A 22,111-nucleotide genomic window follows, 5' to 3' on the forward strand; every position below is an offset into this window, starting at 1 on the left:
TGCGGAAAGGCCGCCGAAGCCCTGCCCGTTCATGCGGACTGGGCGAAGCGGTCCGCCCTAGGCCTTCCGCCGCAAATGCAGGAACAGCGGCCACTGGATCGTCCGCGCCTCGTCCGCATCCCCCCAGGCTGCCGCCAGTGCGGGCGCGTGCCGCGCGACGGGGTCTTCGCCGGTGTCAGCCGCGCAGCGGGCCACGGCGGACATGCTGGACAGGTAACGCAGGAACTGCGGCAGTCGCCATTCCATCTCCAGCCAGAGCGAAGGCGCCGGCAGTGCCGGGAACGGCCACTCGTAGCCGGCGTAATGCGCATCCACCTGCGCCCGCTCCGGCGGCCAGTACGGTTCGATGCGGGAGCGGAACGCCGCCACGGCCTCGACCATGCCCTCGGGCGCGATGAAATCGCCATAGCCCCATGCCGCCAACACGCCACCGGGCGAGAGTACGCGTTCGCACTGCGCGAAGAACGTCGGCCGGTCGAACCAGTGCAGCGCCTGTGCGACCGCCACCAATTGCACGCTCGCGTCGGGCAGTGTCGTGCGCTCACCGGGTTCGACCGCGAGGCTCACCTTGTTCGTGCCCGGCTGCGCCCAATGCTGCGCGAGCTGCTTCGCACTCGGCTCGGTCGCATGCACGTGGGCGAAGCGCGCCGCGAGCCCGCGCGTGGCCTGGCCGCTGCCGCAACCGGGCTCCCACACGCGCGCCGTGCGCGGCACGACGTCGGCGATCGCATCGAACAGCGCGTCGGGGTATTCCGGTCGCGCCTGCGCATACGCATCGGCGATGCCGGAGAAGTGGTCTTTGAAATCCGCGCCGGTCATGGCGGCTACTCGAGTGCATGGACTCAGGTTTGCGGATCGGGCCTCATCAGCAGGCGGATGTCCTGTCCGAGGTAGCGCGATTCGACGATCGACATCTTCACCTTCTGCGCCATCGTGTCGATCGCCAGGCCGTCGAACATCGGCCGCGCGCGCTCGCCCAGCAACACCGGCGCGACGTACAGCAGGACTTCGTCGACGAGGCCGGCGCCCAGGAACGCGCCCGCCAGCGTCGCGCCGGCTTCGAGCTGGATTTCGTTGACACCGCGTTCGGCCAGCAGTCGCAGCACGGCGTCGAGGTCGAACCGGCCTTCGTGCACCGGCACGGCCGCATGATCGGCCTGGAAACCGCGCGGCGCTTTCGCATCGGGCGCGTGCAGATAGAGCGTGGGCGCATCGCCCTCGCGTACGCGACCGCGTGCGACGGTGGCCAAGCCCGGATCAAGCACCACGCGCAGCGGCGGCACGAAGGGCGTGTCGTCGGGGAAGCGCACGGTGAGCGCGGGATCGTCGGCGAGCACGGTGCCGGCGCCGGTGACGATCGCGCCGCTGCGCGCGCGCCAGTGCTGCACGTCCAGGCGCGAGGCTTCGCCGCTGATCCACTTCGATTCGCCGCTGGCGAGCGCGCTGCGTCCGTCCAGGCTGGTCGCCAGCTTCACGCGCAGCCACGGCCGACCGCGCTGCATGCGCGAGAGGAAGCCGCGGTTGATCGCGCGCGCCTGCGTTTCCATCAGACCCGATTCCACCGCGATGCCGGCCGCGCGCAGCTTCTCGAAGCCGGCACCGTCGACCTGCGGGAACGGGTCGCGCATCGCCGCGATCACGTGCGAAACGCCGGCGGCGATGAGCGCATCGGCACACGGGCCGGTGCGGCCGGTGTGCGCGCAGGGTTCGAGCGTGACGTAAGCCGTCGCACCCTTCGCGCGTTCGCCCGCCTCGCGCAGCGCGAACACTTCCGCGTGCGGTTCGCCGGTGCGCTGGTGCCAGCCTTCGCCGACGACCTCCTCGCCGTGCGCGATCACGCAGCCGACCATCGGGTTGGGCTTGGTCGTGTACGCGCCGCGCTCGGCCAGGCGCAGCGCGCGGGCCATCATCGCGTGATCGGTTGCGGTGAAGGCCATCAGCGTTTGCCCTTGCGTGGGGACGGCTCGGCATCTTCGTCGAGCAGCGGCAGCTGCCCTTCGCCGGCGTTGTCGCTTTCCAGCCGGTCCAGTTCCTCGCGGAAATCGGCCACGTCCTGGAACGCTCGGTAGACGGAAGCGAAGCGCACATAGGCGACGTGGTCGAGCTTGCGCAGCTCGGTCATGACGAAATCGCCGACGCGGCGCGAAGGCAGTTCGCGTTCGGCCGTCATGCGCAGGTGATGCACGACGGCGCGCACGGAGGCTTCGATCTGCTCCTCCGACACGGGCCGCTTCTGCAGCGCGCGGTCGAAGCTGGCGCGCAGCTTGCGCGTTTCGAACGCCTCGCGGCGACCGTCGCTCTTGATGATCAGCGGCAGCTTGAGCTCGATGGTTTCCAGCGTGGAAAACCGCTCGCCGCAGGCTTCGCACACGCGACGGCGGCGGATCGTCGCGCCGTCGTCGGACACACGCGAATCGATCACGCGGGTGTCGTTGTGCTGGCAGAAGGGACAGTGCATGAGGACCGGGATTCGTGATTAGGGATTCGTGATTCGGAAGGGCGAAAGCCGGTGGCGTCGATTACGAATCCCGAATCCCGTCATCCCGAATCCCGCTACTCAGCCGTAGACCGGGAACTTCTTGCACTGTGCCGTCACCTTCTCGCGCACGGCGGCGATGACGGTTTCGTCCTTGGGCGCGTCGAGCACGTCGCAGATCCAGTTCGCCAGTTCGACGCAGTCCGCTTCCAGGTAACCGCGCGTGGTGACGGCGGGCGTGCCGATGCGCAGGCCGGACGTGACGAACGGCTTCTGCGGGTCGTTCGGCACGGCGTTCTTGTTGACGGTGATGTGCGCCTTGCCGAGCGCGGCTTCCGCGTCCTTGCCCGTCACGCCCTTGCCGATCATGTCGATCAGCATCAGGTGGTTCTGCGTGCCGCCGGAGACGATCTTGTAGCCGCGCTCGATGATGACCTTCGCCATCGCCTGCGCGTTCTTCACGACCTGCTGCTGGTAGGTGGTGAATTCCGGCTCCAGCGCTTCCTTGAAGGCGACCGCCTTGGCGGCGATGACGTGCATCAGCGGACCGCCCTGGATGCCCGGGAAGACGATCGACTGCAGCTTCTTCTCGATTTCCTCGCCGGCGCCCTTGGCGACGATGATGCCGCCGCGCGGGCCGCGCAGCGTCTTGTGCGTGGTCGAGGTGACCACGTGCGCGTGCGGCAGCGGGTTGGGGTACACGCCCGCGGCGACGAGGCCGGCGACGTGCGCCATGTCGACGAAGAGGTACGCACCGACCTTGTCGGCGATGGCGCGGAAGCGTGCCCAGTCGATCTGCTGCGAATACGCCGAGAAACCGGCGACGACCATCTTCGGCTTGTGTTCGACGGCCAGGCGTTCGACTTCGTCGTAATCGATCAGGCCCTGGTCGTTGACGCCGTACTGCACGGCGTTGAACAGCTTGCCCGAGGCGTTGACCTTGGCGCCGTGGGTCAGGTGGCCGCCGTGGGCCAGCGACATGCCCAGGATGGTGTCGCCCGGGTTCAACAGGGCGAAGTACACGGCCTGGTTGGCCTGCGAGCCCGAATGCGGCTGCACGTTGGCGTAGTCGGCGCCGAACAGCTGCTTGAGGCGGTCGATGGCCAGCTGCTCGGCCACGTCCACGTACTCGCAACCGCCGTAGTAGCGCTTGCCGGGGTAGCCTTCGGCGTACTTGTTGGTCAGCACGCTGCCCTGGGCCTCCATGACGCGCGGGGAGGCGTAGTTTTCCGAGGCGATCAGCTCGACGTGGTCCTCCTGGCGGCGCGCCTCGTTGGCGATGGCCTGGGCGAGTTCATCGTCGTAACCGGCGATGCGGGCGGAGCTGGGGAACATTCGCGAACCTCGGGCGTGGGGTGAACGGGGGGCCGGCGGGGGCCCGAAAAGCTGGCGCGGCCGGGGCGAAGATGGTAGCCCAGGCCTTAAAATGCAGCCAGCGAGCACGCCGGCCGGAAGGCCGTCAACGCGAACATCCCGCCCCAAACCCCACAGGGAATCCTCCGACCGTGAAATGGGTCTTTGTCCTGCTGTTCCTCGCCAGCGCGGTGTACGTGCACCTGCGCGGCCGGGTCCGGCACCGCCTGGGCCGGCAATTGCTGGACCACTCCACCTTCATGGCGCCGATCAACGTACTGATGTACGCCTTCTCGCGCGTGCCGACGACGCCGTTCATCCAGGAGCCCGGCCAGCACTTCCCCGAGCTGGAACCGCTGCGCCAGAACTGGCAGGCCATCCGCGAGGAGGCCCGCCGCCTGCGCGAGCTGCAGCACATCAAGGCCGCCGACGGCTACACGGACGTGGGCTTCAACTCGTTCTTCCGCCGCGGCTGGAAGCGCTTCTACCTGAAGTGGTACGACGAGGCCCACCCCTCGGCGGCCGAGCTGTGCCCGACCACCACCGCCCTGCTCCGCCAGATCCCGAGCGTGAAGGCGGCGATGTTCACCGAGCTGCCGCCGGGCAGCGAGCTGCGTCCCCACCGCGACCCCTACGCCGGCTCGCTGCGCCTGCACCTGGGCCTGGAAACGCCCAACGACGACGGCTGCTTCATCGACGTGGACGGCCAGCGCTACAGCTGGCGCGACGGCCAGTGGACGATGTTCGACGAGACTTACATCCACAGCGCCCGCAACGACACCCAGGCCAACCGCATCATCCTGTTCTGCGACGTGGAGCGGCCGCTGCGCTTCGGCTGGGCCCGCGCCTTCAACCGCTTCGTCGCCCGCAACCTGATCGCCGCCGGCGCCTCGCCGAACATGGAAGGCGACAAGACCGGCCGGATCAACCGCCTGTTCAAGTACTTCTACGCCCAGCGCCTGAAGGCCAAGGCCCTGCGCGAACGCAACAAGACGCTGTATTACGGCCTGAAGTACGCGGCCGTGGCGCTGGTGGTGGCGTTCATCGTCTGGATTTGACGCCGCCGGGCGCTCTCATGCCCCTCCCCCTGCCTCGCAGGGGGAGGGGGCGATTGAGGGAGCGCCCAACCTGAAGCCCGCAGCCGTCAGGCTGGGAAACCGCACCCGCCTGCGGGATAATCGCCGCTTCCAACCGCCCGACGCAGGCCATTCCCGGCCGGCACGGGCGCGTCCCGGTTCCGGAGAGCGCATGCAATACATCTACACCATGAACGGCGTCAGCAAGGTCGTGCCGCCGAAGCGTCAGATCATCAAGGACATCTCGCTGTCCTTCTTCCCGGGCGCGAAGATCGGCCTGCTGGGCCTCAACGGCGCGGGCAAGTCCACGGTGCTGAAGATCATGGCCGGCGTGGACACCGACTTCGTCGGTGAAGCGCGCCCGCAGCCGGGCATCAAGGTCGGCTACCTGCCGCAGGAACCGCAGCTGGATCCGGAAATGACCGTGCGCCAAGCCGTCGAAGAAGGCGTGGGCGATGTGATCAACGCCCAGGCCGCGCTGGAAGCGGTCTACGCCGCCTACGCCGAGGACGGCGCCGATTTCGATGCGCTGGCCAAGGAGCAGGAACGCCTGGAAGCCATCCTCGCCGCCGGTGACGCGCACACGCTGGAGAACCAGCTGGAAGTCGCCGCCGACGCGCTGCGCCTGCCGCCGTGGGAGGCGGTCGTCGGCAAGCTCTCGGGCGGTGAGAAGCGCCGCGTCGCGCTGTGCCGCCTGCTGCTGCAGAAGCCGGACATGCTGCTGCTCGACGAACCGACCAACCACCTCGACGCCGAGTCCGTCGAATGGCTGGAGCAGTTCCTCGCGCGCTACACCGGCACCGTCGTGGCCGTCACGCACGATCGCTACTTCCTCGACAACGCCGCCGAGTGGATCCTCGAACTCGACCGCGGCCGCGGCATTCCGTGGAAGGGCAACTACACCGACTGGCTCGTGCAGAAGGACGAGCGCCTGAAGCAGGAAGAGAACCAGGAAAAGTCGCGCCAGAAGGCCATCCAGAAGGAACTGGAATGGGCCCGCCAGAACGCCAAGGGCGGCCGCTCCAAGGGCAAGGCGCGTCTTGCGCGCATCGACGAGCTGCAGTCGGTCGACTACCAGCGCCGCCAGGAAACGAACGAGATCTTCATTCCGCCGGGCGAGCGCCTGGGCAACAAGGTCATCGAGTTCAAGAACGTCAGCAAGAAGTTCGGCGACCGCCTGCTCATCGACAACCTGTCGTTCTCGGTTCCGCCGGGCGCGATCGTCGGCATCATCGGCCCCAACGGCGCCGGCAAGTCGACGCTGTTCAAGATGATCACGGGCCAGGAGAAGCCCGACAGCGGCGAGATCGACATGGGTTCGACCGTGAAGCTGGCCTACGTCGACCAGAGCCGCGACAAGCTGGAAGGCAACCACAACGTCTTCCAGGAAGTCTCCGGCGGCCTGGACATCCTCAACATCAACGGCATCGAGATCCAGTCGCGCGCTTACATCGGCCGCTTCAACTTCAAGGGCCAGGACCAGCAGAAGATGGTCGGCTCGCTGTCGGGCGGTGAACGCGGCCGACTGCACATGGCCAAGACGCTGCTGCAGGGCGGCAACGTGCTGCTGCTCGACGAACCGTCCAACGACCTGGACATCGAAACGCTGCGTGCGCTGGAAGACGCGCTGCTGGAGTTCCCGGGCAACACGTTCGTGATCTCGCACGATCGCTGGTTCCTGGACCGCATCGCCACCCACATCCTCGCCTTCGAAGGCGACTCGCACGTGGAGTTCTTCCAGGGCAACTACCGCGAGTACGAGGAAGACAAGAAGCGCCGCATGGGCGACGAAGCGGCCAAGCCGCATCGCCTGCGCTTCAAGGCGTTGAAGTGACGATCTGACCCGCGCCCGCATCTGCGGGCGCGGCTTTGTCAGATCGTCATCCCGGCGAGGCCGGGAGCCAGGCCCGCATGCTGTCCGACGCAAGTGAGTTCGTTACAGATCTGGAGCTGTCATCCCCGCGAAGGCGGGGATCCATACCTCCGCCGTATCACGCCTGACGAAGGGTGACGCGTTTGCGAGTTGGATGGTGCCGCCATTCGGCGGCCCAGAAGACCCCGCCTTCGCGGGAATGACAACAAAGAACAAGAAAGACAAGGACCCAGCATGACCTTCATGTCATCCCTGAAACATCGCTGGAGTGAAGCCGACTCCCTGGTCTGCGTCGGCCTCGATCCCGAACCTTCCAAATTCCCGGCAAAGTTCGCGAACGATCCCGATGCGGTCTTCGCCTTCTGCCGCGACATCGCCGACGCCACCGCGCAATACGCCTGCGCGTTCAAGCCGCAGATCGCGCACTTCGCCGCCCTGGGCGCGGAAGGCGCGTTGCAGCGACTCATCGCGCACATCCACGCCACGCATCCCGGCGTGCCGGTGATCCTGGACAGCAAGCGCGGCGACATCGGCAGCACGGCACAGCATTACGCGTCCGAAGCCTTCGACCGCTACGCCGCCGATGCGGTGACGGTGAACCCGTACCTGGGCCGCGATTCCGTGCAGCCCTTCCTGGATCGCGCCGATCGCGGCGTGGTGATCCTGTGCCGCACGTCGAATCCGGGCGCGGGTGATCTCCAGGATCTCGTCATCGACGGCCGCCCGCTGTACCAGCACGTCGCCGAGAAGATCGCGCGCGAATGGAACGGCAACGGCAACTGCTCGCTGGTCGTCGGCGCGACATGGCCGGCGCAGCTGAAGGAAGTGCGTGCGATCGTCGGCGAGGTGCCGTTCCTGGTGCCTGGCGTCGGCGCGCAGGGTGGCGACGTGGAAGCGGTCGTGACGAACGCGAAGACCGCTGACGGCACCGGCCTGATGGTGAGCAGCTCGCGCGCGATCCTGTATGCCTCGTCGGGCGCGGATTACGCGCAAGCGGCTGCGAATGCGGCGCGTGAGTTGCGCGATCAGATCAACCGGTATCGCTGAAATCCACGCGCCGGTTCGCTGAACCACGCGCGCCGTGGGTGCTTGAGCCCCTCTCCCACCGGGAGAGGGGTTGGGGTGAGGGTCGGCGGAGTGTCAGCGCCGGAGCTCGCGGGGCCGCTATCAAGCCGATCGCAAGAAGCAAAATGGATTCCAGCTTTCGCTGGAATGACGGTGAGCAGCGTCGAGGCTGCGGGCCTGGATCCCGGCCTTCGCCGGGATGACAGCAGGGTTCTGCAGTGCCGCACAGTCACGGATTTCGATAGCGAGATCGCTGCCATCCATGGCGTCACGCAACGGGCTTCGGATCGCCCTGCCCGTCCATCCATGGCCGGGCGTTCGGCAGGCCACGCGGCAGTGCCGCGTAAGCGGCCTGCCTCACCCCAAGAACCCCACCTTCGACGAACCGAAGTTCTCGATCCCCGGGAAGATCGTGCTCACCTCGCCAGCCGGCAGACCGAACCACTGCGCCAGCGTCGCACCCATCTGGTTCACCGACATCGTCGGCACCATGCGTCCGCGACCGACCGCCTGCGCGCCGTCGAGTTCCAGCAGCGGGTAACTGCCCCACACCTGTTGCCCGCGCAGCGCGCCGCCGTTGGCCGCCGCACCGCCCATCACTAGCTGCACGCCGCCCCAGCCGTGGTCGGTGCCGTTGCCGTTGCTGTTGAGCGTGCGACCGAAGTCGCTCATCGTGAACGCCGTGGTGTCGTTGAGCGCGCCGATCTCCGCCAGCGCCGCGCGGAACGCCGCCAGGCCTTCCGACAGCTGCCGCAGCAACTGGCCGTGGCCGTTCGCCGCCATCTGGTTCTGGTGCGTGTCGAAACCGCCCAGGCTTACGTAGTAGATCTGCCGGCGGTGATTGATCGCCGACGTCCGGCTGGCCTTGATCATGCGCGCGACCATGCGCAGCTGCGAGGCGATGTTGCTGCCGGTCGGGAACACGGTGGCGATGTCGCCGCCGTTGACCGGGTCCAGCGCCACGCGCAGCGTGTCGTTGAGGTTGATCGCGCTTTCGCCGATCACCGCGTACTGGTCCTGCATGATCGGCGTGTGCGAGGCCTCGATGATCCCGCGCAGCGATTCGTAGCGGATGCGGTCGGCATTGTTGCCGTTGTTGCGGAAGCGGTTGATCGTCGCCGCGCCGCCGGAGGACATCGCGAACGGCAGCGTCGTCTGGCCGAACTGGAACAGGTTGCTGCCGGAGATCGAGATCGACGGCGGCAACGACTGCAGCCCCAGGTTCGACGCTTCCACGCGGTCGCCGAGCAGACCGCCCCAGCCGGTGACGCCGGCGCGGTTGGTGTGCCCGCGCATCCACAGCTTCTGCTGATCGTTGTGCGAGTACAGGTACGGCGGCAGCGCCTTCAGGCGGCGGACGACGTCGTCCTTCGTCAGCGGCACCGTCAGCGGCCCGACGTTGGCCAGGAACGCCAGTTCACCCGCATCGAACAACGGCTTCATCGCCGCGCAGCCGGGATTGAGGCCCCAGGTCTTGCCGCCGGTGTCGGTGACCTGCACCAGCGCGTCGCGCGCATAGCCCAGGCCGAACGGATTGGTGGTGGCCTCGAACACGCCACCGCGGCTGGTCAGGTACGCCGCATGCTCGGCCGCCTCGTGCGGGATCAGCATGTTGAACGAGTCGCTGCCGCCGAACAGGAAGATGCATACCAGCGCCTTGTAGTCGTTGCCCGGCAACGGCTCGGCGGCGAATGCGCGGCCGACGAGTTCGAGCTGCGGCATCAGCGCATAGGCGGCGCCGCCGGCGATCACGGCCTGCACGCGGCGCAGGAACGCGCGGCGGTCTTCGCGAATGGAACGGGACATGGTCGGGCTCCTAGCGCTGGATCGCGAATTCGGGGGTGGCCATCGCCAGCAGCACCAGCGACTTGGCGCGGTTGCCGGCGGACTCGTTGGCGGTGGCGAGGCGGTCGAGCATCCCCACCATCGCCTGCGACGTGGCGGCGCTGAGCGCGCCATGGAACATCAGCAGGTTCACCCGCTGCACCATGCCGGCGTGATCCTTCGCTTCGGCCAGCGCGGTGAGCTGCACGAGGTCGAGGTACGGCGCATTCGAGGTCGTCGTCGGCGGTGTGGCGGCGTTGTTCCAGACCAGCGAATCGTGCTGGTTGAGCATGCTCAGGTACGTCGCTTCCGTGAGGATCTGGAACTCCGGCGCGAACATGCCCTGCACGCCGTCGGCGGCGGGAAGCCGGTAGTCGGGCTCGAAGAAGTTGAACACCGACGGCGCGCGTTGCGATTCCTGCTGCAGCGAGGCGCTCAGGTCGCCCGCGTTGGAGAACGCGAAGCGCACCTCGCCCGTCGCGGCAGGCACGTAGCGCGCGTTGAAGGCACGCCACACTGTGGCCAGCTTCACCAGCGGTTCGCGTGCCTTGCCGAAGCTGCCGCTCGTGGGCGGCAGGCGTGCTTCGATGTCCAGCAGCACGGCGCGGATCACGCGACCCAGATCGCCCCGGCTGTCCACCCACACGTTCGCCACGCGCTCCACGTATTCGCTGCTGGGATTGCTGGTGACGAAACGCTGGATCAGCTGGCGGCTGATGAACGGCGCGACGTTGGAATGCCCGGCGAGCGCGTCCAGTGTCTTGCTCAGGCTCGCCACGCAGTTGTTGCCTTCGTTGATGACGATGCCATCGAAGATGGTCTTGGGCTGGTCGTCGTGGAAGGCGGCGTGGCATTCCATCGGTGCGTAGCTGGTGTTGTCGCCGCGGCCGAATTGCGCGTCGGTCTGGCCGGCATAGGTCCACCCGGTGAACACGCGCGCCATGCCGCTGACGACCTGCTCGTCGTAGGTCGGAATCGTCTGGCCGCTGGCATCCAGCACCGGCGTGAAGTTGCGGTTGCGCTTCACCAGGCCGATGGAGAACAGCTGCATCACTTCGCGGCCGTAGTTCTCGTCGGGGGTGATGTTGCGGCGCGGATCGGCCTTGCGGTTGCCGACGTGGCTGAGGAAGTAGCCCATCGCCGGATGCACGCTCACCTGCTCCAGCAGCGTGCGGTAGCTGCCGAACGCGCCACGCGCCAGCGTGTCCTGGTAGTCGGCGATGCGGAACACGGTGGCGTTGGAATCGGCGACTTCGCGATCGGACACCACCATGATCTCGCTCAGCGCGAAGGCCATGCGCAATCGCAGCTGGTCGCGCCCGTTCGCCGCCTGCCACAGCCAGTAGTTGCGGCGATTCTGCGGCGTCGGCGTGGCGACGCCGTTGGCGACGAGCTGCTGCAGGTGCGGCAGCATCAGCGTCGGCGTCTCGGCGATCTGCTCGTCGATCCAGCGCTTGTAGCCGATCTGGCGCACGCGCGTGATCTCGGCCGCGGTTGGTCCGAACGTCGCCTGCGTGAGGAAGCGCGCCGCGTCGGCGTCGGTGGCCGGGATGTCGGGATACGGCGCCGGCTGCTGCGGCGTGCCCGGCGAACCCCCGCTCCCGTCGGACGGCGGCGCGAAGGTGCCGCCATCGCTACCACCGCCGCCCCCGCACGCGGTGAGCACGCAAAACGCGAGCGCGAGCATGCCGGCTCGCGCGCCCTGCCTGATGTCCATGAGAATCCCCTGTCGGCCGCAAAGCACGCGGCGAGCGGTGCGCACGGTAGCGCGCACACCCCTGCCACAATCGGCGCTACGTCCGGGTTTCAAAATCCTGAACGTGACCGGTGTATCAACTCTGCAACGCGGCTTTTGCCGCCTGGGGCGATCGGACGGCCGGGGCCGGTGGGCGGCATCACGCGGCGCAGGCGACGATTTCCCGATGCTGCGCTGCGCGACACCGCGCTAACCTCCACGCCCGCCCTCCCCCAGGACTCGCCATGTCACGCCCTGCGCCCCGCTTCCTGGACTCGCTGTTCAAGCTGGGACGGCACGGAACCGACGTGCGAACCGAGGTGATCGCCGGCATCACCACCTTCCTCACCATGTCCTACATCGTGTTCGTGAATCCGAGCATCCTCGGCAACACGGGCATGGACACCGGCGCGGTGTTCGTCGCCACCTGCCTGGCCGCGGCGATCGGATCGCTGGTGATGGCCTTCGCCGCCAACTACCCCGTCGGCATGGCGCCGGGCATGGGCCTGAATGCGTTCTTCGCCTTCACCGTGGTCGGCGCGATGGGCTACACCTGGCAGCAGGCGCTGGGCGCGGTGTTCGTGTCCGGCGTGGTGTTTTTGCTGCTCACCATCACCGGCGCGCGCGCCTGGCTGATCGCCGGCATTCCGCATTCGCTGCGCAGCGCGATCACCGCCGGCATCGGCCTGTTCCTGGCGATCATCGCGCTGCAGAAATCCGAAGTGATCGTCGGTGATCCCGACACGCTGGTCGCGCTCGGCAACCTGCGCCAGCCCGAGCCGCTGCTCGCCGTCGCGGGCTTCCTGCTGATCGCGGTGCTGGAAGCCTGGCGCGTACGCGGCGCGATCCTGATCGGCATTCTCGCCGTCACCGCCACGGCGCTGCTGTTCGGGCGCGTGCAGTACCACGGCATCGTCGACCTGCCGCCGAGCCTGGCGCCGACCTTCATGCAACTGGACATCCGCGGCGCGCTCGGCGGCGGCGAAGGGTTTTCGCTCGCGGCGATGCTGCATGTGGTGATCGTGTTCGTGCTGGTGGAGGTGTTCGACGCCACCGGCACGCTGATGGGGGTCGCGCGCCGTGCCGGGCTGCTTCCACCGGACGATGCGTCCGCCGCGCAGCAGAAGCGTTTCGGACGTGCGCTGTTCGCCGACAGCACGGCGATCCTCGCCGGCTCCATGCTCGGCACCAGCAGCACGACGGCGTACATCGAAAGCGCCTCGGGCGTGCAGGCCGGCGGCCGCACCGGACTCACCGCGCTGGTGATCGCCGCGCTGTTCCTGCTCGCATTGCTGTTTTCGCCACTGGCCGCGATGGTGCCGCCGTACGCGACCGCGCCGGCGCTGCTCTTCGTTGCCGGGCTGATGCTGCGCGAACTCGGCGACGTGCACTGGGAAGACCTGACCGAAGCCATCCCCGCCGCGCTGTGCACGCTGGCGATGCCGTTCACCTACTCCATCGCCAACGGCCTGGCTTTCGGCTTCATCGCCTATGCGGTGCTCAAGCTGTTCACCGGACGCGCGCGCGAAGCGCATGCGGCCGTGTGGGTGGTGGCGGGGTTGTTCGTGCTGCGGTTTGCGCTGGAGTGAGCGCTCAGGCCTTCATCCGCGCACGCAGATACGCCACCGGAAACCGCAACCAGATCGCCGCGAACACCGCCGCCGCCATGCCCGTGCTGCGGCGTGGCGCTTCGAACTTGCGGAAGTAGCGCCACAGGCCGCGGTGCTTGTGCCATTCCACGAAGAACGGGCGCGAGCGGCTCGACACACCGCGCACGTGCAGCACGCGCACGTGGTTGGCCACGGCGACCAGCGCGCCGGATTCGCGCGCGCGACGCGACAGGTCGAGGTCTTCGGCGTGCAGGCGGTAGCCTTCGTCGAAGCCGTGCAGTCGTTCGAACAGCGCGCGCGGCATCAGCATCAGCGCGCCGGACACGGCTTCCACCTGCTGCAGCGCGCGCGTGTCGTCGATGGGAAGCTCCAGCTTCGGCGCCGGCGTGCCGCCGAGCGCGGCGCTGAGCATCGCGCCGAAGTCCGGATCCCGGCGTCGTGCCGCGCCGTCGCGCACGCCGTGGTCGTCGACCAGGTCCGCGCCGAGCAGCGCTTCGCCCTGCGGCGCGGCGAGCGTGCGCAAACGCGCGAGCGTGTCGCGTTCGACCATGCAATCGGGATTGACGAAGGCCAGCCACTGCTCGCCTTCGCCCACGTCGCGCGCGCCCTGGTTGCAGGCCACGCCGAAGCCGGGATTGTCCGGGTTGGCGATGAAGCGCACGCGCGCGTCCGCGCTGGCGTGGCGCTGCACGATTTCAAGCGTGCCGTCGTCGGAACTGTTGTCGACCACGCGGATCGCGCTCACGCCGTCCGCGGCGCGCAGGCGCACCAGGCAGTCGTCGATGGTTTCAGCGCTGCGGTAAGTCACCACCACCGCAGCGATGCCGGCGTTGGGGTCAGGCGAAGAGATCACGTTGCGGTTCCGGCGGTCCAAGGTTGTCGAGCAATGCGGTGAGCTGGACACGCGAGGCACGCAGCGGGTCCTGCATCAGATAGTTCGCCAGGCGCGCGTGCCAGTCGGGCCAGCGGGCAGCGAGCGCATCCATGTCGCCGTCGAACGGCAGGCCCTCGGCTTGCCGGCCGACGAAGGCGGTGTCGCACAGTACATTGCGCCAGCCCAGGCCCGCCAGTCGCAGCGAGAGGTCGATGAGCGCCGCGTACCACGACCCGTAACTGCTGGCGTCCAGCCCGCCCGCACGGCGTCGGGCGACGCCGCGCACCAGCACGGCGTGGCTGACCGCGGCCGGCAGTTCGGGATGCAGCGCCGGCATCGCCTTGGCTGCGCGCGCGATGCGGTCCAGGTCCGGCGGCACGGGGTCGATCTCGCCGATGCGCGGCCAGGCGGCCGCTTCGCCTGCATTGCACCAGGGCGTCGCCGTGGCGATCGCGCCGTCGCTGGCAAGGCCGGCCGACAGGCGCGCCAGCCAGCCCGGCGCCGGCACGGCATCGCTGGCGAGCACGACGACGTCGGCATCGCCGCAGGCGGCCAGCACTTCGTCCAGATGCGCGACTTCGCCCACGCTGCGCTGGCGGCGGGTGTAGTCGGCCTTCAGCGCGGTGCGCGCGACCCAGCGCTCGATGATCGCGTAGCCGCGCGGGCCGGCCTGCGCATCGTCGGCCAGCCACACCGGCGTGCCGGGGGCGGTGGCGGCGTCGAGCGCCGCGAGGCAGGCGTCGAGCGCTTCGTCGTCGCGGCCCACCGGCACGACGACGACCGGGCCGGCGATGGACGACGAAGCCGTCGTCGTCACTGCTGGCCTGGCCGTCGCGGCTTGCGCTGCAGGGGTTCCATCGCGCGGAAACGACGCCCGTACTCGTCGGTGAGATCGCGCGCTTCCTGCGGGTTGCGGACGATGGTCGGCGTGAGCAGGACGATGACTTCGTTGCGCGTCTTGCTCGAACGCTGCGCTCCGAACAGGCCGCCGATCACGGGGATGCGGCTCAGTCCCGGGAAGCCGGACGCGCCACGCTCCACACCGTCGCTGATCAGGCCGGCGAGCATCACGGTATCGCCACTCTGCACGACCGCTTCGGTCTTGAGCTTGCGCGTGTCGATGCGCACGTTGCCATTGGGATCGGCCGTGTCCGGCGCACCGGGCGAGCTGACCTCCTGGACGATGTCGAGGAACACGACGCCGTCCTTCGCCACGCGCGGACGCACCTTGAGGATCGTGCCGGTATCCAGGTACTGCACCTGGCTGTAAGAGTTGTCGACGCCGACGCCGGGATTGACCGTGACCGAGGAGATCGGGATGCGGCTGCCGACATTCAGCGTGGCCTCCGCGTTGTTGCGCACCATCACCGACGGCGTCTGCAGCAGTTGCAGGTCGGTGACCGCGTCCAGCGCGCTGATGACGGCCGCCGCGTTGCGCCCGAGGAAGGTCCAGGCCAGGCCGGCGGGGTTGCCGGTGGCGGACTGGACGCTGCCGGCCAGCGTGCTCCACGTGGTGCGACCGACGGCATCGGGGAGGCCGGCGTCGGTGACCGCGCGCTCGAAGTACCAGTTGACGCCGTACTCGAGCTCGCCCTTGAGCTGGACTTCGACCACCTGCGCCTCGATGTGCACCTGCATCGGCATCACGTCCAGGCGCTCGATCACGTCGCGGATCGACTTCCACGCAGAAGGGCTGGAGCGGACGATGATCGAATTGGTTTCCTCCACCGCAGACACGCCGACGCGGTCGCCGTTGACGTCGAGCGTGAGGCTGGTGTTGCCGGCTTGCCGGCCGTTGAGCGAAAGGGAACCGCCCGAACCGCCTGTGCCCGAGCTGCCGCCGATGCCCGTGTCGCTGCCCGAATCGTAATTGCCTCCCAGCGTCGCGGAGCTGCCGCCGTCGGTGTCCTTCAGTTCCACCGATTCCAGGCCCGGCATCAGCGACGGAGGGCCGCCGCCGTTGTCGCCTCGCCCGGAGCGCCCGGAACCGAACACGTCCGACAGCCGGTCGGCGAGGTCCTTCGCCTTGATGTACTTCAGCTCGTACGAGTACAGCTGCACGCTGCCACCCGCGCTGTCGATGCGGTCCAGCCACTGCTGGATGTCGTCCAGGTAGTTCGCCTGCGAGGTGATGACCAGCACGGCGTTGGCGCCTTCCAGCGGCATGAAGCGGAACATGCCCGCGACCGGCGACTTGCTCTGCTCGCCGAAGACCTTCTCCAGGTCGGCCACGACCTTGGTCGCCTTGCCCGACTGCAACGGGAACACGCCCACCGACATGCCGGCGAGCCAGTCCACGTCGAACACTTCGATGGTGCGCAGGTAGTTTTCGAGTTCGGCGCGGCTGCCGCCGACGGTGATGACGTTGCGCGAGTTGTCGACGTTCACTATCGCGTTGGGTCGCGCGTACGGCTTGAGGATCTTCTCCATCTCCGTCGCCGAGACGAACTTCAGCGGCACGGTGCGCACTTCGAAACCGCGCGCGGTGTTGGCCGCGCCGGTGCGTGCGGCGACGTTGCCGGCCAGCGCCTGGTCGGAAGGCACGATGTTGTAGCGGCCACCGCTGTAGACCAGGCGCGCGTTGTTCCAGCCCAGCACCATCTCCAGCAGGTTCAGCGCTTCGGCCGGGCTTACCGGCTTGGGCGTGGCCAGCGTCACCGTGCCCTGCACGCCCGGCGCGATGACGTAGTTCTGGCCGAGCATGTCGCCCAGGATCGCCTTGACCACGGCGTGCAGCGATTCGCCTTCGAAATTGAACGTGGCCGAGCCGGTGGTGCCGCCCAGGTTCGGCGGCGGTGCGGTCGCGGCGCTGCGGTTGATGACCTGCCCCGTGCCCCGACGGATCTGCGGACGCGCATCGCCGCCCACGGTCGACTGCGGCAGCGGTTCCTGCGCGCCCGGTGCGGCGGCGGTGTTGCCGGGCTGCGGTCCGGGCACGCCGTCGCGTCGCACGCTGGGCACCGGCGCGGTCGCGCACGAGGCCAGCAGGCTGGCGATGGTGGCCGCGGCCAGTGCCTGCGTGGCGCACGCTCTGGCCTTGGAGCGGAGGGGACGTGGTGTTATCGGGCGGTGCTTCATGCGGTCTCTCATGGCGTCTGGCCGGGGGGCGCGGCTTGCTGCTGCCGCATCTGCGCGCGACGTGCTTCGATCCGCTTGCGGATCGCTTCCATCTGCGCCTCCGGCGTCATGGGCGCGTTTTCGCTGGGGTCGACCACCGGCGGCGTAACGGGGGTCGTCGGGGGACTGGCTGGCGTGGCGGCGTTGCGGTTCTGGGACGGGGCGTTGCCGCCCGAGGGCGGCGCCACGCGCTGGGCGGTGATCTGGCTCTTGTCGCCCGGCGGCGGTGGTGGCGGCACCGGCACGCCGACCGGCAGCGGACGGTTCATGCCGGGCGCTGCGGTGTTGATCGCGGTCGGCGGCTGGCCGCCCTGCCCGTCGAACACGCGCAGGGTCATTTCGCGACGGCCTTCGGGTCCTTCGAAAACGGCGCTGCGCGCGTCCAGCGACGTCAGTCGCCAGGCCGGATGCGAGTCGGGCACTTCGCCCAGCCGCACACGCACCGACTCGCTGCCGTCGGCCGGCTGCAGGATCGCCATGCGCAGGTTCGGCGTGATCAGCACGCTGGTCAGCACGTAGTCGAACGCGGTCTGCTGCCCCTCGCCGTCGCCCTGCCCTTGCAGGAAGAACGGCTTGGGTTGGCGATCCTGCGTGAACAGCGGGCGCTGCGCGATGGCGGCGTACTGCGGGAACGGTCCCAACCGCTGCGGCGCCGACGCGCGCGCCTGCGGCAACGGGCGCAGCAGGCCGGGATCGGGTTCCAGCGCGTCGGCATGGCGCCCCATGCCGAGCAGCGCCAGCAGCCATGCAAGCAGTGCCCAGCCGGCGACGGTCGCCAGCAGCCAGGTGCGGGGGCCGGCGTCGTCAAGGCGCACGCGTCGCCTCCGTGCCGGTCGGTGCCGGTCGCAGGTAGCCGTAGAGATCGAACGACACGTCCAGGCCGCCGTCGCCGGTGGGCTGGGTGTTGCCCGGCAGGAAGTAACCGCGCGAGGACAGCACGTTGAGATTGCCGACGAACAGGCGCGGTGCGCCGCTTTCCAGTGCGTAGAGCACGCTGGCCAGTTCCGGCGTGCCGCAGCGCATGCGCACCTGCACCACCACGCGCGCGTAGCGTTCGCGGCGGGGCTCGCTGAGCGGCGAACGGTTGCTGATCTGGCAGCTGCGATTGCCCGGACTGGCCTGCGCGACCACCGCTTCCAGCCGCTGCACGAGGCTGGCCGTGGCCAGTTCGGCGCTGCTCTCGGGCAGGAAACCCGGCGTGCGCGCCTGCTGCGCGCGCACCTGCGTCAGCCGTTGCTGCACCTGCGGCGCCTGCTGCAACTGCATGCGCTGGCGCAGTTCGCGCTGCTGCAGGGAGGCGATGCGTTCGTTCGCATCCAGCATCGGCACCGTCCACCACGGATGCACGAGCACCAGGTACCCCATCGCCAGCGCCGCGAACAACAGGCCCAGTGCGAGCCATTGGTCGCGGCCGATGCGGCGCGCGGGTGTGGCAGGCACGTGGGCGAGGGTCATCGGATCAGCCGCCATCGGCGTCCTCCGTCGATGGCGGCGGGCTTTGGGCGCGCGAAGCGGCGGCGGGCGTGGCGGGGCCGAGCTCCGCGGTCAGGGTGAAGCGATCCCGGCCGCTGGCCGGATCGGGCATCAGCGCGCCGGTGAGCGAAGGGGCGCGCCACAGCTTGGATTCCTGCAGGCGCTGGATCAGCGACGGCGCTTCGCGGCTGAGGCCGATCATCAGCAGGTTGTTGTCCTCGATGGCCAGCTTTTCCAGGTACGTGGTGTCGGGCAGACGACGGGTGAGTTCGTCCATCACCTCCACCGCAGTCGGACGCTGCGCGCGTTCCCGGTCGAGGAAGGCCTGGCCTTCGATCAGGTCGATCAACGCCTGCCGCTGCGCGGCGGCGCTGCGTGCGGCGGCGGCCTGGCTGGCGATGCGCTGCTGGAGTTCGTCCGCGGCGGCGCGGCGGTTCTCCAGCAACTGCCACATCGTCGCCGCAACGGCGACCACCGCCACCGCGGCGAGTGCGAGATTCCAGAAGCGGAACGCGTCGCCATGGCGACGGCGCTGCGCGGGATCGAGCAGGTTGACGCCCAGCGGCGTGCCGTTCTCGGCGCACAGGTCCACGCCCGCCAGCGAGCGCGCGAGCGGGCCGAGCGCGGCCAATGGCGCGTCCAGGCGCTGGCGCGGCACGACCACCAGTTCGGCGTCGATCAGGCCATCGCCATCGCGGCGTGCCAGCACGCGTGCGTCGTAGGCGACGGTCTCGACGGTGAAGGGCGTCTGCCGGTCGATCTCGAAGCCCACCACGTCGCGCAGTCGCTCGCCCGCGGCGGCGGGCAACGACAGGCGACGGCGCAGGCCGGTCGCGGCCGGCAGGAGCAGCCAGCGCGGCAGGTCGGTCAGGCGCGCGGGCAGCAGGGTCGCCAGCGGATCGACCGGGGCGACGATGGCGTTGTCGTCGGGCAGGCCCAGTTGCGGCACGGTGCCCAGGTCGCGCAGGTCGCCGCCTTGCTGCAGGCGAAGCTGCACGCCATCGACTTGCAGTTGCAGCAGCAGGCGGCCCCGGTCGAAGCCGAGCACGCGCCGCACCCGCGCCGGCAGCCATGCGGCGAGGTTGTGCGCCCACCAGTGGACGAACCCGCCCGCGCCGGGCGCCAGCCGCGCGCCGAGGCGGCGCAGCGTGTCCTGCGCCCAGTCGGCGGCAGGCCGGTTTCCAGGCCGGCTTTCGCTCCTTGCGTTCATCGCGGTGATGCTCCCTCCTCCCAGCGCAACGGCACATACGCCATGCCAGGCAGGCCCCCTCCGCCCGTGCGAACCACCGCTCGCAGCAGCGACTGCCGACCATCCGGAAGCCGTGCGCGGCTGTCGATACTATAGGTGCCGCTGCCGGCGCCGACCATGTTCGCACCTGGCAGGGCTCCGTCCACGGGAAGGCCACCGCCCGGCCCTCGCCGCTGGGCAACCAGGTCGGTGCCGTTCATCCCCATCGCGTCGAGCACCTCCGCCGAGGCATACGCCGGGTCGGGCTGGGCACGGCCACTGAAGACGGTGAGGTCCGGCTCCAGCTTCGCGTACAGCGCCGGCGTCATGCCCAGCACCTGCTGGAGTTCGGCCACGCTCTCGAAGTCGGCATCCTTGGCCCCGTAGGGCCGGCCGGCGGCTTCGTAATCGCCGTCCTCGGCGCCACCTGCGGGCTGGGTGAGCGGATCGGAGTCGCGCCAGTCGATGATCGCCGCGGCGATTCGCTCGGCCTGCTGCGGCTCGGCTCCGGCCTTGCGGACCAGAGCCGACAGCAGGGGATGCCCGGCCTGGTTGAGATCGACCTTGCCGTTCTCGTCGACGATCTTCACTTCCACCTGCGCATCGCCGAAACGCCAGCGGTAGGGGCGTCCGTCGGGCTTCCATTGCAGGCGCGGATCGGTGAGCGGAATGCGGGTCAGCGCGTATTCGAGCCCGGCGCGCGAGGCGTTGGACGCGACCAGCCCGCGCACCAGCACGCGCCCCTGCAAGGCCTCCACGCGCGCGGCGAGGGCGAAGCCGCCGATCAGCGCCGTCAGCAGCACGATCAGCCACAGCACCAGGATGAGCGCCGCACCGCGCGACGCGGCGCCACGCACGGGAACTGGGGTACGCGCGCGACTCATTGCGTCTGCACCGGCGCGGCGAAACTGCTGAAGGCCGGCGCCAGCGGCAACGCGACCACCACCGGCGGCCAGGCGGCGCCGTTGCGATCGATCATCGTGACCTCGACCAGCAGCGGCAGTTGTTCGCTTGCCTCCCACTTGTCGAGCCACTCGCCCAGGCGTCCTTCCTCGTCCAGCGCGCGGTAGCGGAAGCGCGCTTCACGCAGTCCATCGACCAGCACTTCCGGCGGTCGTGCGTCGCGTTCCTCCACGGTCTTGCCGGCTAGCACCATGTTCAACGCCAGCGTCATGCGGACTCCGTCGCCGTCGTCCTCGACGGTGAAGTCGTGCAGATACGGGCCGCCGCGGCCGAGGTAGTCCGGCAGATCGGCGACGAAACGCATGCGCTCGGGCTCGCCGATGAAGCGCACCGCCACCGCGCGCGATTGGTCGAAATCGAAACCGACCGGACGCGAGCCGGTGATGCGCGTGCGCAGGAAACCTTCGACCGCGCGCATGCGCTCGCTGCGATCGGCCATCGCCTCGCCCCGCGCCGCGGTGCGCGTGGCGGCGCCGAGCGTGGCGAACGCCAGCGCCAGACCGGCCACGAGCAGCACCATCGCGATCAGCACCTCGATGAGCGTGAAGCCGTGCGCGCGCCTCATGGCAGCGAGCCCCCGCTGCCGGCCGCGGCGATGCGCAGCGTGCGCAGTTGCAGGCGCTGGTTCGGGCCGTCTCCCCACTGCATCGCCAGGGTGATCTCGAACAGTTCCGGCGCGGCCATCGCCATCGGTTGGTTACTCGCGGCCACGGCGGCATCGCGCCAGGGCGACACACGCAACTGCCAGCGGTAGCGGCCTTGCTCGAATTCGCCGTCGCGCTGGCCGGCGGCGATGCGTTCGCCCACGCCGACCTGGTCCATCAGCGACTGCGCATACAACGCCGCGCGTCCTGCATCGCTCGACACGCGCACCTGCCGCGCCGCGCCCGAGAGAATGCCCAGCAACAACGTCAGCGCCATCGCCAGCAGGGCGAAGGCGACGATCACTTCCAGCAACGTGTAACCGCGTTGGGCGCGTCTCATTGCGACACCTGCGCGCGCTTGAGCTTCACTTCACCGGTCAGCCAGGCGACGTCGATGTTCCATGCCGCCTTGCGCGCACCCAGTTGCACGCGACCGCCGGTGCTGGCGCCGTCGGGAAAGAACACGATCGCCCCTTCGCTGCGCCTGGGCTGGACTTCGCGCGCGCCGGTGAAGGTGATGCGCAGGTTTGGCGGAATGTCGCCGCTGCGGCCCATCGGCGCGGTCCACGCGTGTTTGGCCGGATCCAGCGTGAACCGCTGCGGCTGTCCGGTGGCGATGGCGTGCGTGCGTGTGAAGCGCAACGCCGCCGCCACCGTCTTGGCTTGCGAGCGCAGTTGCAGGCCTTCGCGTCCGCCGCTCATTGCCGACAGGGCGAGCACGCTGATCGCGGCGATCAGCGCGATCACCAGCAGCATCTCCAGCAGGGAAACGCCGCGTGCCCGACGATGCATGGGAAGAC

General features: G+C 69.1%; 20 protein-coding genes. 4 read left to right on the forward strand and 16 right to left on the reverse strand.

Translation table 11 applies throughout. The annotated features are described in order from the left end of the window. Positions 1 to 57: 57 nt before the first annotated feature. The 4 genes from JI752_RS05460 to glyA form a co-directional block, all read right to left on the reverse strand. Entirely contained in the window at positions 58 to 819 is a 762-nt protein-coding gene (locus tag JI752_RS05460; protein WP_216960297.1) for a class I SAM-dependent methyltransferase, read from the reverse strand. 23 nt (positions 820 to 842) lie between these two features. Further along, positions 843 to 1,937, reverse strand: a complete 1,095-nt coding sequence (ribD, locus tag JI752_RS05465) for a bifunctional diaminohydroxyphosphoribosylaminopyrimidine deaminase/5-amino-6-(5-phosphoribosylamino)uracil reductase RibD (protein WP_216960300.1) — start codon at positions 1,935 to 1,937, stop codon at positions 843 to 845. Then, positions 1,937 to 2,458: a transcriptional regulator NrdR gene (gene nrdR, locus JI752_RS05470; protein WP_216960303.1), complete on the reverse strand. Its 522-nt coding sequence runs from the start codon at positions 2,456 to 2,458 to the stop codon at positions 1,937 to 1,939. Before nrdR ends, ribD begins: the two co-directional genes overlap by 1 nt. Before the next feature lie 99 nt (positions 2,459 to 2,557). Then, positions 2,558 to 3,811, reverse strand: a complete 1,254-nt coding sequence (gene glyA, locus JI752_RS05475; RefSeq protein ID WP_216960306.1) for a serine hydroxymethyltransferase — start codon at positions 3,809 to 3,811, stop codon at positions 2,558 to 2,560. Between the two features lie 170 nt (positions 3,812 to 3,981). Between glyA and lpxO the strand changes: the two genes are divergently transcribed. The 3 genes from lpxO (at position 3,982) to pyrF (ending at position 7,825) form a co-directional block, all read left to right on the forward strand. After that, complete coding sequence (lpxO, locus tag JI752_RS05480) at positions 3,982 to 4,887, forward strand: lipid A hydroxylase LpxO (protein WP_342316983.1); 906 nt, start codon at positions 3,982 to 3,984, stop codon at positions 4,885 to 4,887. A 190-nt stretch (positions 4,888 to 5,077) separates the two neighbouring features. Then, positions 5,078 to 6,739: an energy-dependent translational throttle protein EttA gene (gene ettA, locus JI752_RS05485; RefSeq protein ID WP_216960325.1), complete on the forward strand. Its 1,662-nt coding sequence runs from the start codon at positions 5,078 to 5,080 to the stop codon at positions 6,737 to 6,739. A gap of 273 nt (positions 6,740 to 7,012) precedes the next feature. Beyond that, positions 7,013 to 7,825, forward strand: a complete 813-nt coding sequence (pyrF, locus tag JI752_RS05490) for an orotidine-5'-phosphate decarboxylase (RefSeq protein WP_216960328.1) — start codon at positions 7,013 to 7,015, stop codon at positions 7,823 to 7,825. Between the two features lie 375 nt (positions 7,826 to 8,200). Here the strand turns inward: pyrF and JI752_RS05495 are convergent, their stop codons facing one another. Next, a complete protein-coding gene (locus JI752_RS05495; protein ID WP_216960332.1) occupies positions 8,201 to 9,649 on the reverse strand; it encodes a DUF1501 domain-containing protein in 1,449 nt (482 codons plus the stop codon). A gap of 10 nt (positions 9,650 to 9,659) precedes the next feature. Then, complete coding sequence (locus tag JI752_RS05500) at positions 9,660 to 11,384, reverse strand: DUF1800 family protein (protein WP_216960335.1); 1,725 nt, start codon at positions 11,382 to 11,384, stop codon at positions 9,660 to 9,662. 263 nt (positions 11,385 to 11,647) lie between these two features. On the opposite strand from JI752_RS05500, the gene JI752_RS05505 reads away from it, so the two are divergent. After that, complete coding sequence (locus JI752_RS05505; RefSeq protein ID WP_216960337.1) at positions 11,648 to 12,991, forward strand: NCS2 family permease; 1,344 nt, start codon at positions 11,648 to 11,650, stop codon at positions 12,989 to 12,991. Positions 12,992 to 12,995: 4 nt separating this feature from the next. Here the strand turns inward: JI752_RS05505 and JI752_RS05510 are convergent, their stop codons facing one another. The 10 genes from JI752_RS05510 to JI752_RS05555 are packed head-to-tail and all read right to left on the reverse strand — an operon-like array spanning position 12,996 to position 22,103. After that, a complete protein-coding gene (locus tag JI752_RS05510) occupies positions 12,996 to 13,862 on the reverse strand; it encodes a glycosyltransferase family 2 protein (protein WP_216961831.1) in 867 nt (288 codons plus the stop codon). Next, positions 13,849 to 14,703, reverse strand: coding sequence for a glycosyltransferase (locus JI752_RS05515; protein WP_216960340.1), 855 nt, complete (start codon positions 14,701 to 14,703; stop codon positions 13,849 to 13,851). Before JI752_RS05515 ends, JI752_RS05510 begins: the two co-directional genes overlap by 14 nt. Beyond that, positions 14,700 to 16,964 carry a type II secretion system secretin GspD gene (gene gspD, locus JI752_RS05520; protein ID WP_216960344.1) on the reverse strand — a complete coding sequence of 755 codons (2,265 nt, stop codon included), beginning with the start codon at positions 16,962 to 16,964 and terminating at the stop codon, positions 14,700 to 14,702. Before gspD ends, JI752_RS05515 begins: the two co-directional genes overlap by 4 nt. An 8-nt stretch (positions 16,965 to 16,972) precedes the next feature. Next, positions 16,973 to 17,818 carry a general secretion pathway protein GspN gene (locus JI752_RS05525; RefSeq protein WP_216960346.1) on the reverse strand — a complete coding sequence of 282 codons (846 nt, stop codon included), beginning with the start codon at positions 17,816 to 17,818 and terminating at the stop codon, positions 16,973 to 16,975. Then, on the reverse strand, positions 17,808 to 18,458 hold the full coding sequence (gene gspM, locus JI752_RS05530) for a type II secretion system protein GspM (RefSeq protein ID WP_216960349.1): 651 nt from the start codon (positions 18,456 to 18,458) through the stop codon (positions 17,808 to 17,810). The genes JI752_RS05525 and gspM overlap by 11 nt, the downstream gene beginning before the upstream one ends. Before the next feature lie 4 nt (positions 18,459 to 18,462). Further along, the gene (locus tag JI752_RS05535; protein ID WP_216960352.1) at positions 18,463 to 19,686 is read right to left on the reverse strand and encodes a PilN domain-containing protein; all 1,224 of its coding nucleotides are present in this window, start codon (positions 19,684 to 19,686) and stop codon (positions 18,463 to 18,465) included. Further along, the gene (locus tag JI752_RS05540; RefSeq protein ID WP_216960355.1) at positions 19,683 to 20,588 is read right to left on the reverse strand and encodes a type II secretion system protein GspK; all 906 of its coding nucleotides are present in this window, start codon (positions 20,586 to 20,588) and stop codon (positions 19,683 to 19,685) included. The genes JI752_RS05535 and JI752_RS05540 overlap by 4 nt, the downstream gene beginning before the upstream one ends. Then, complete coding sequence (locus JI752_RS05545; protein ID WP_216960358.1) at positions 20,585 to 21,232, reverse strand: prepilin-type N-terminal cleavage/methylation domain-containing protein; 648 nt, start codon at positions 21,230 to 21,232, stop codon at positions 20,585 to 20,587. The genes JI752_RS05540 and JI752_RS05545 overlap by 4 nt, the downstream gene beginning before the upstream one ends. After that, positions 21,229 to 21,651 (reverse strand): prepilin-type N-terminal cleavage/methylation domain-containing protein, encoded by a 423-nt coding sequence (locus JI752_RS05550; RefSeq protein ID WP_216960361.1) that lies wholly within the window; start codon positions 21,649 to 21,651, stop codon positions 21,229 to 21,231. Before JI752_RS05550 ends, JI752_RS05545 begins: the two co-directional genes overlap by 4 nt. Then, positions 21,648 to 22,103, reverse strand: coding sequence for a GspH/FimT family pseudopilin (locus JI752_RS05555; RefSeq protein WP_216960364.1), 456 nt, complete (start codon positions 22,101 to 22,103; stop codon positions 21,648 to 21,650). Before JI752_RS05555 ends, JI752_RS05550 begins: the two co-directional genes overlap by 4 nt. Between the last annotated feature and the right edge of the window lie 8 nt (positions 22,104 to 22,111).

Origin of the sequence: Lysobacter sp. MMG2, from assembly GCF_016735495.2 — a bacterium.
In the GTDB taxonomy this organism is placed as follows: domain Bacteria; phylum Pseudomonadota; class Gammaproteobacteria; order Xanthomonadales; family Xanthomonadaceae; genus Lysobacter_J.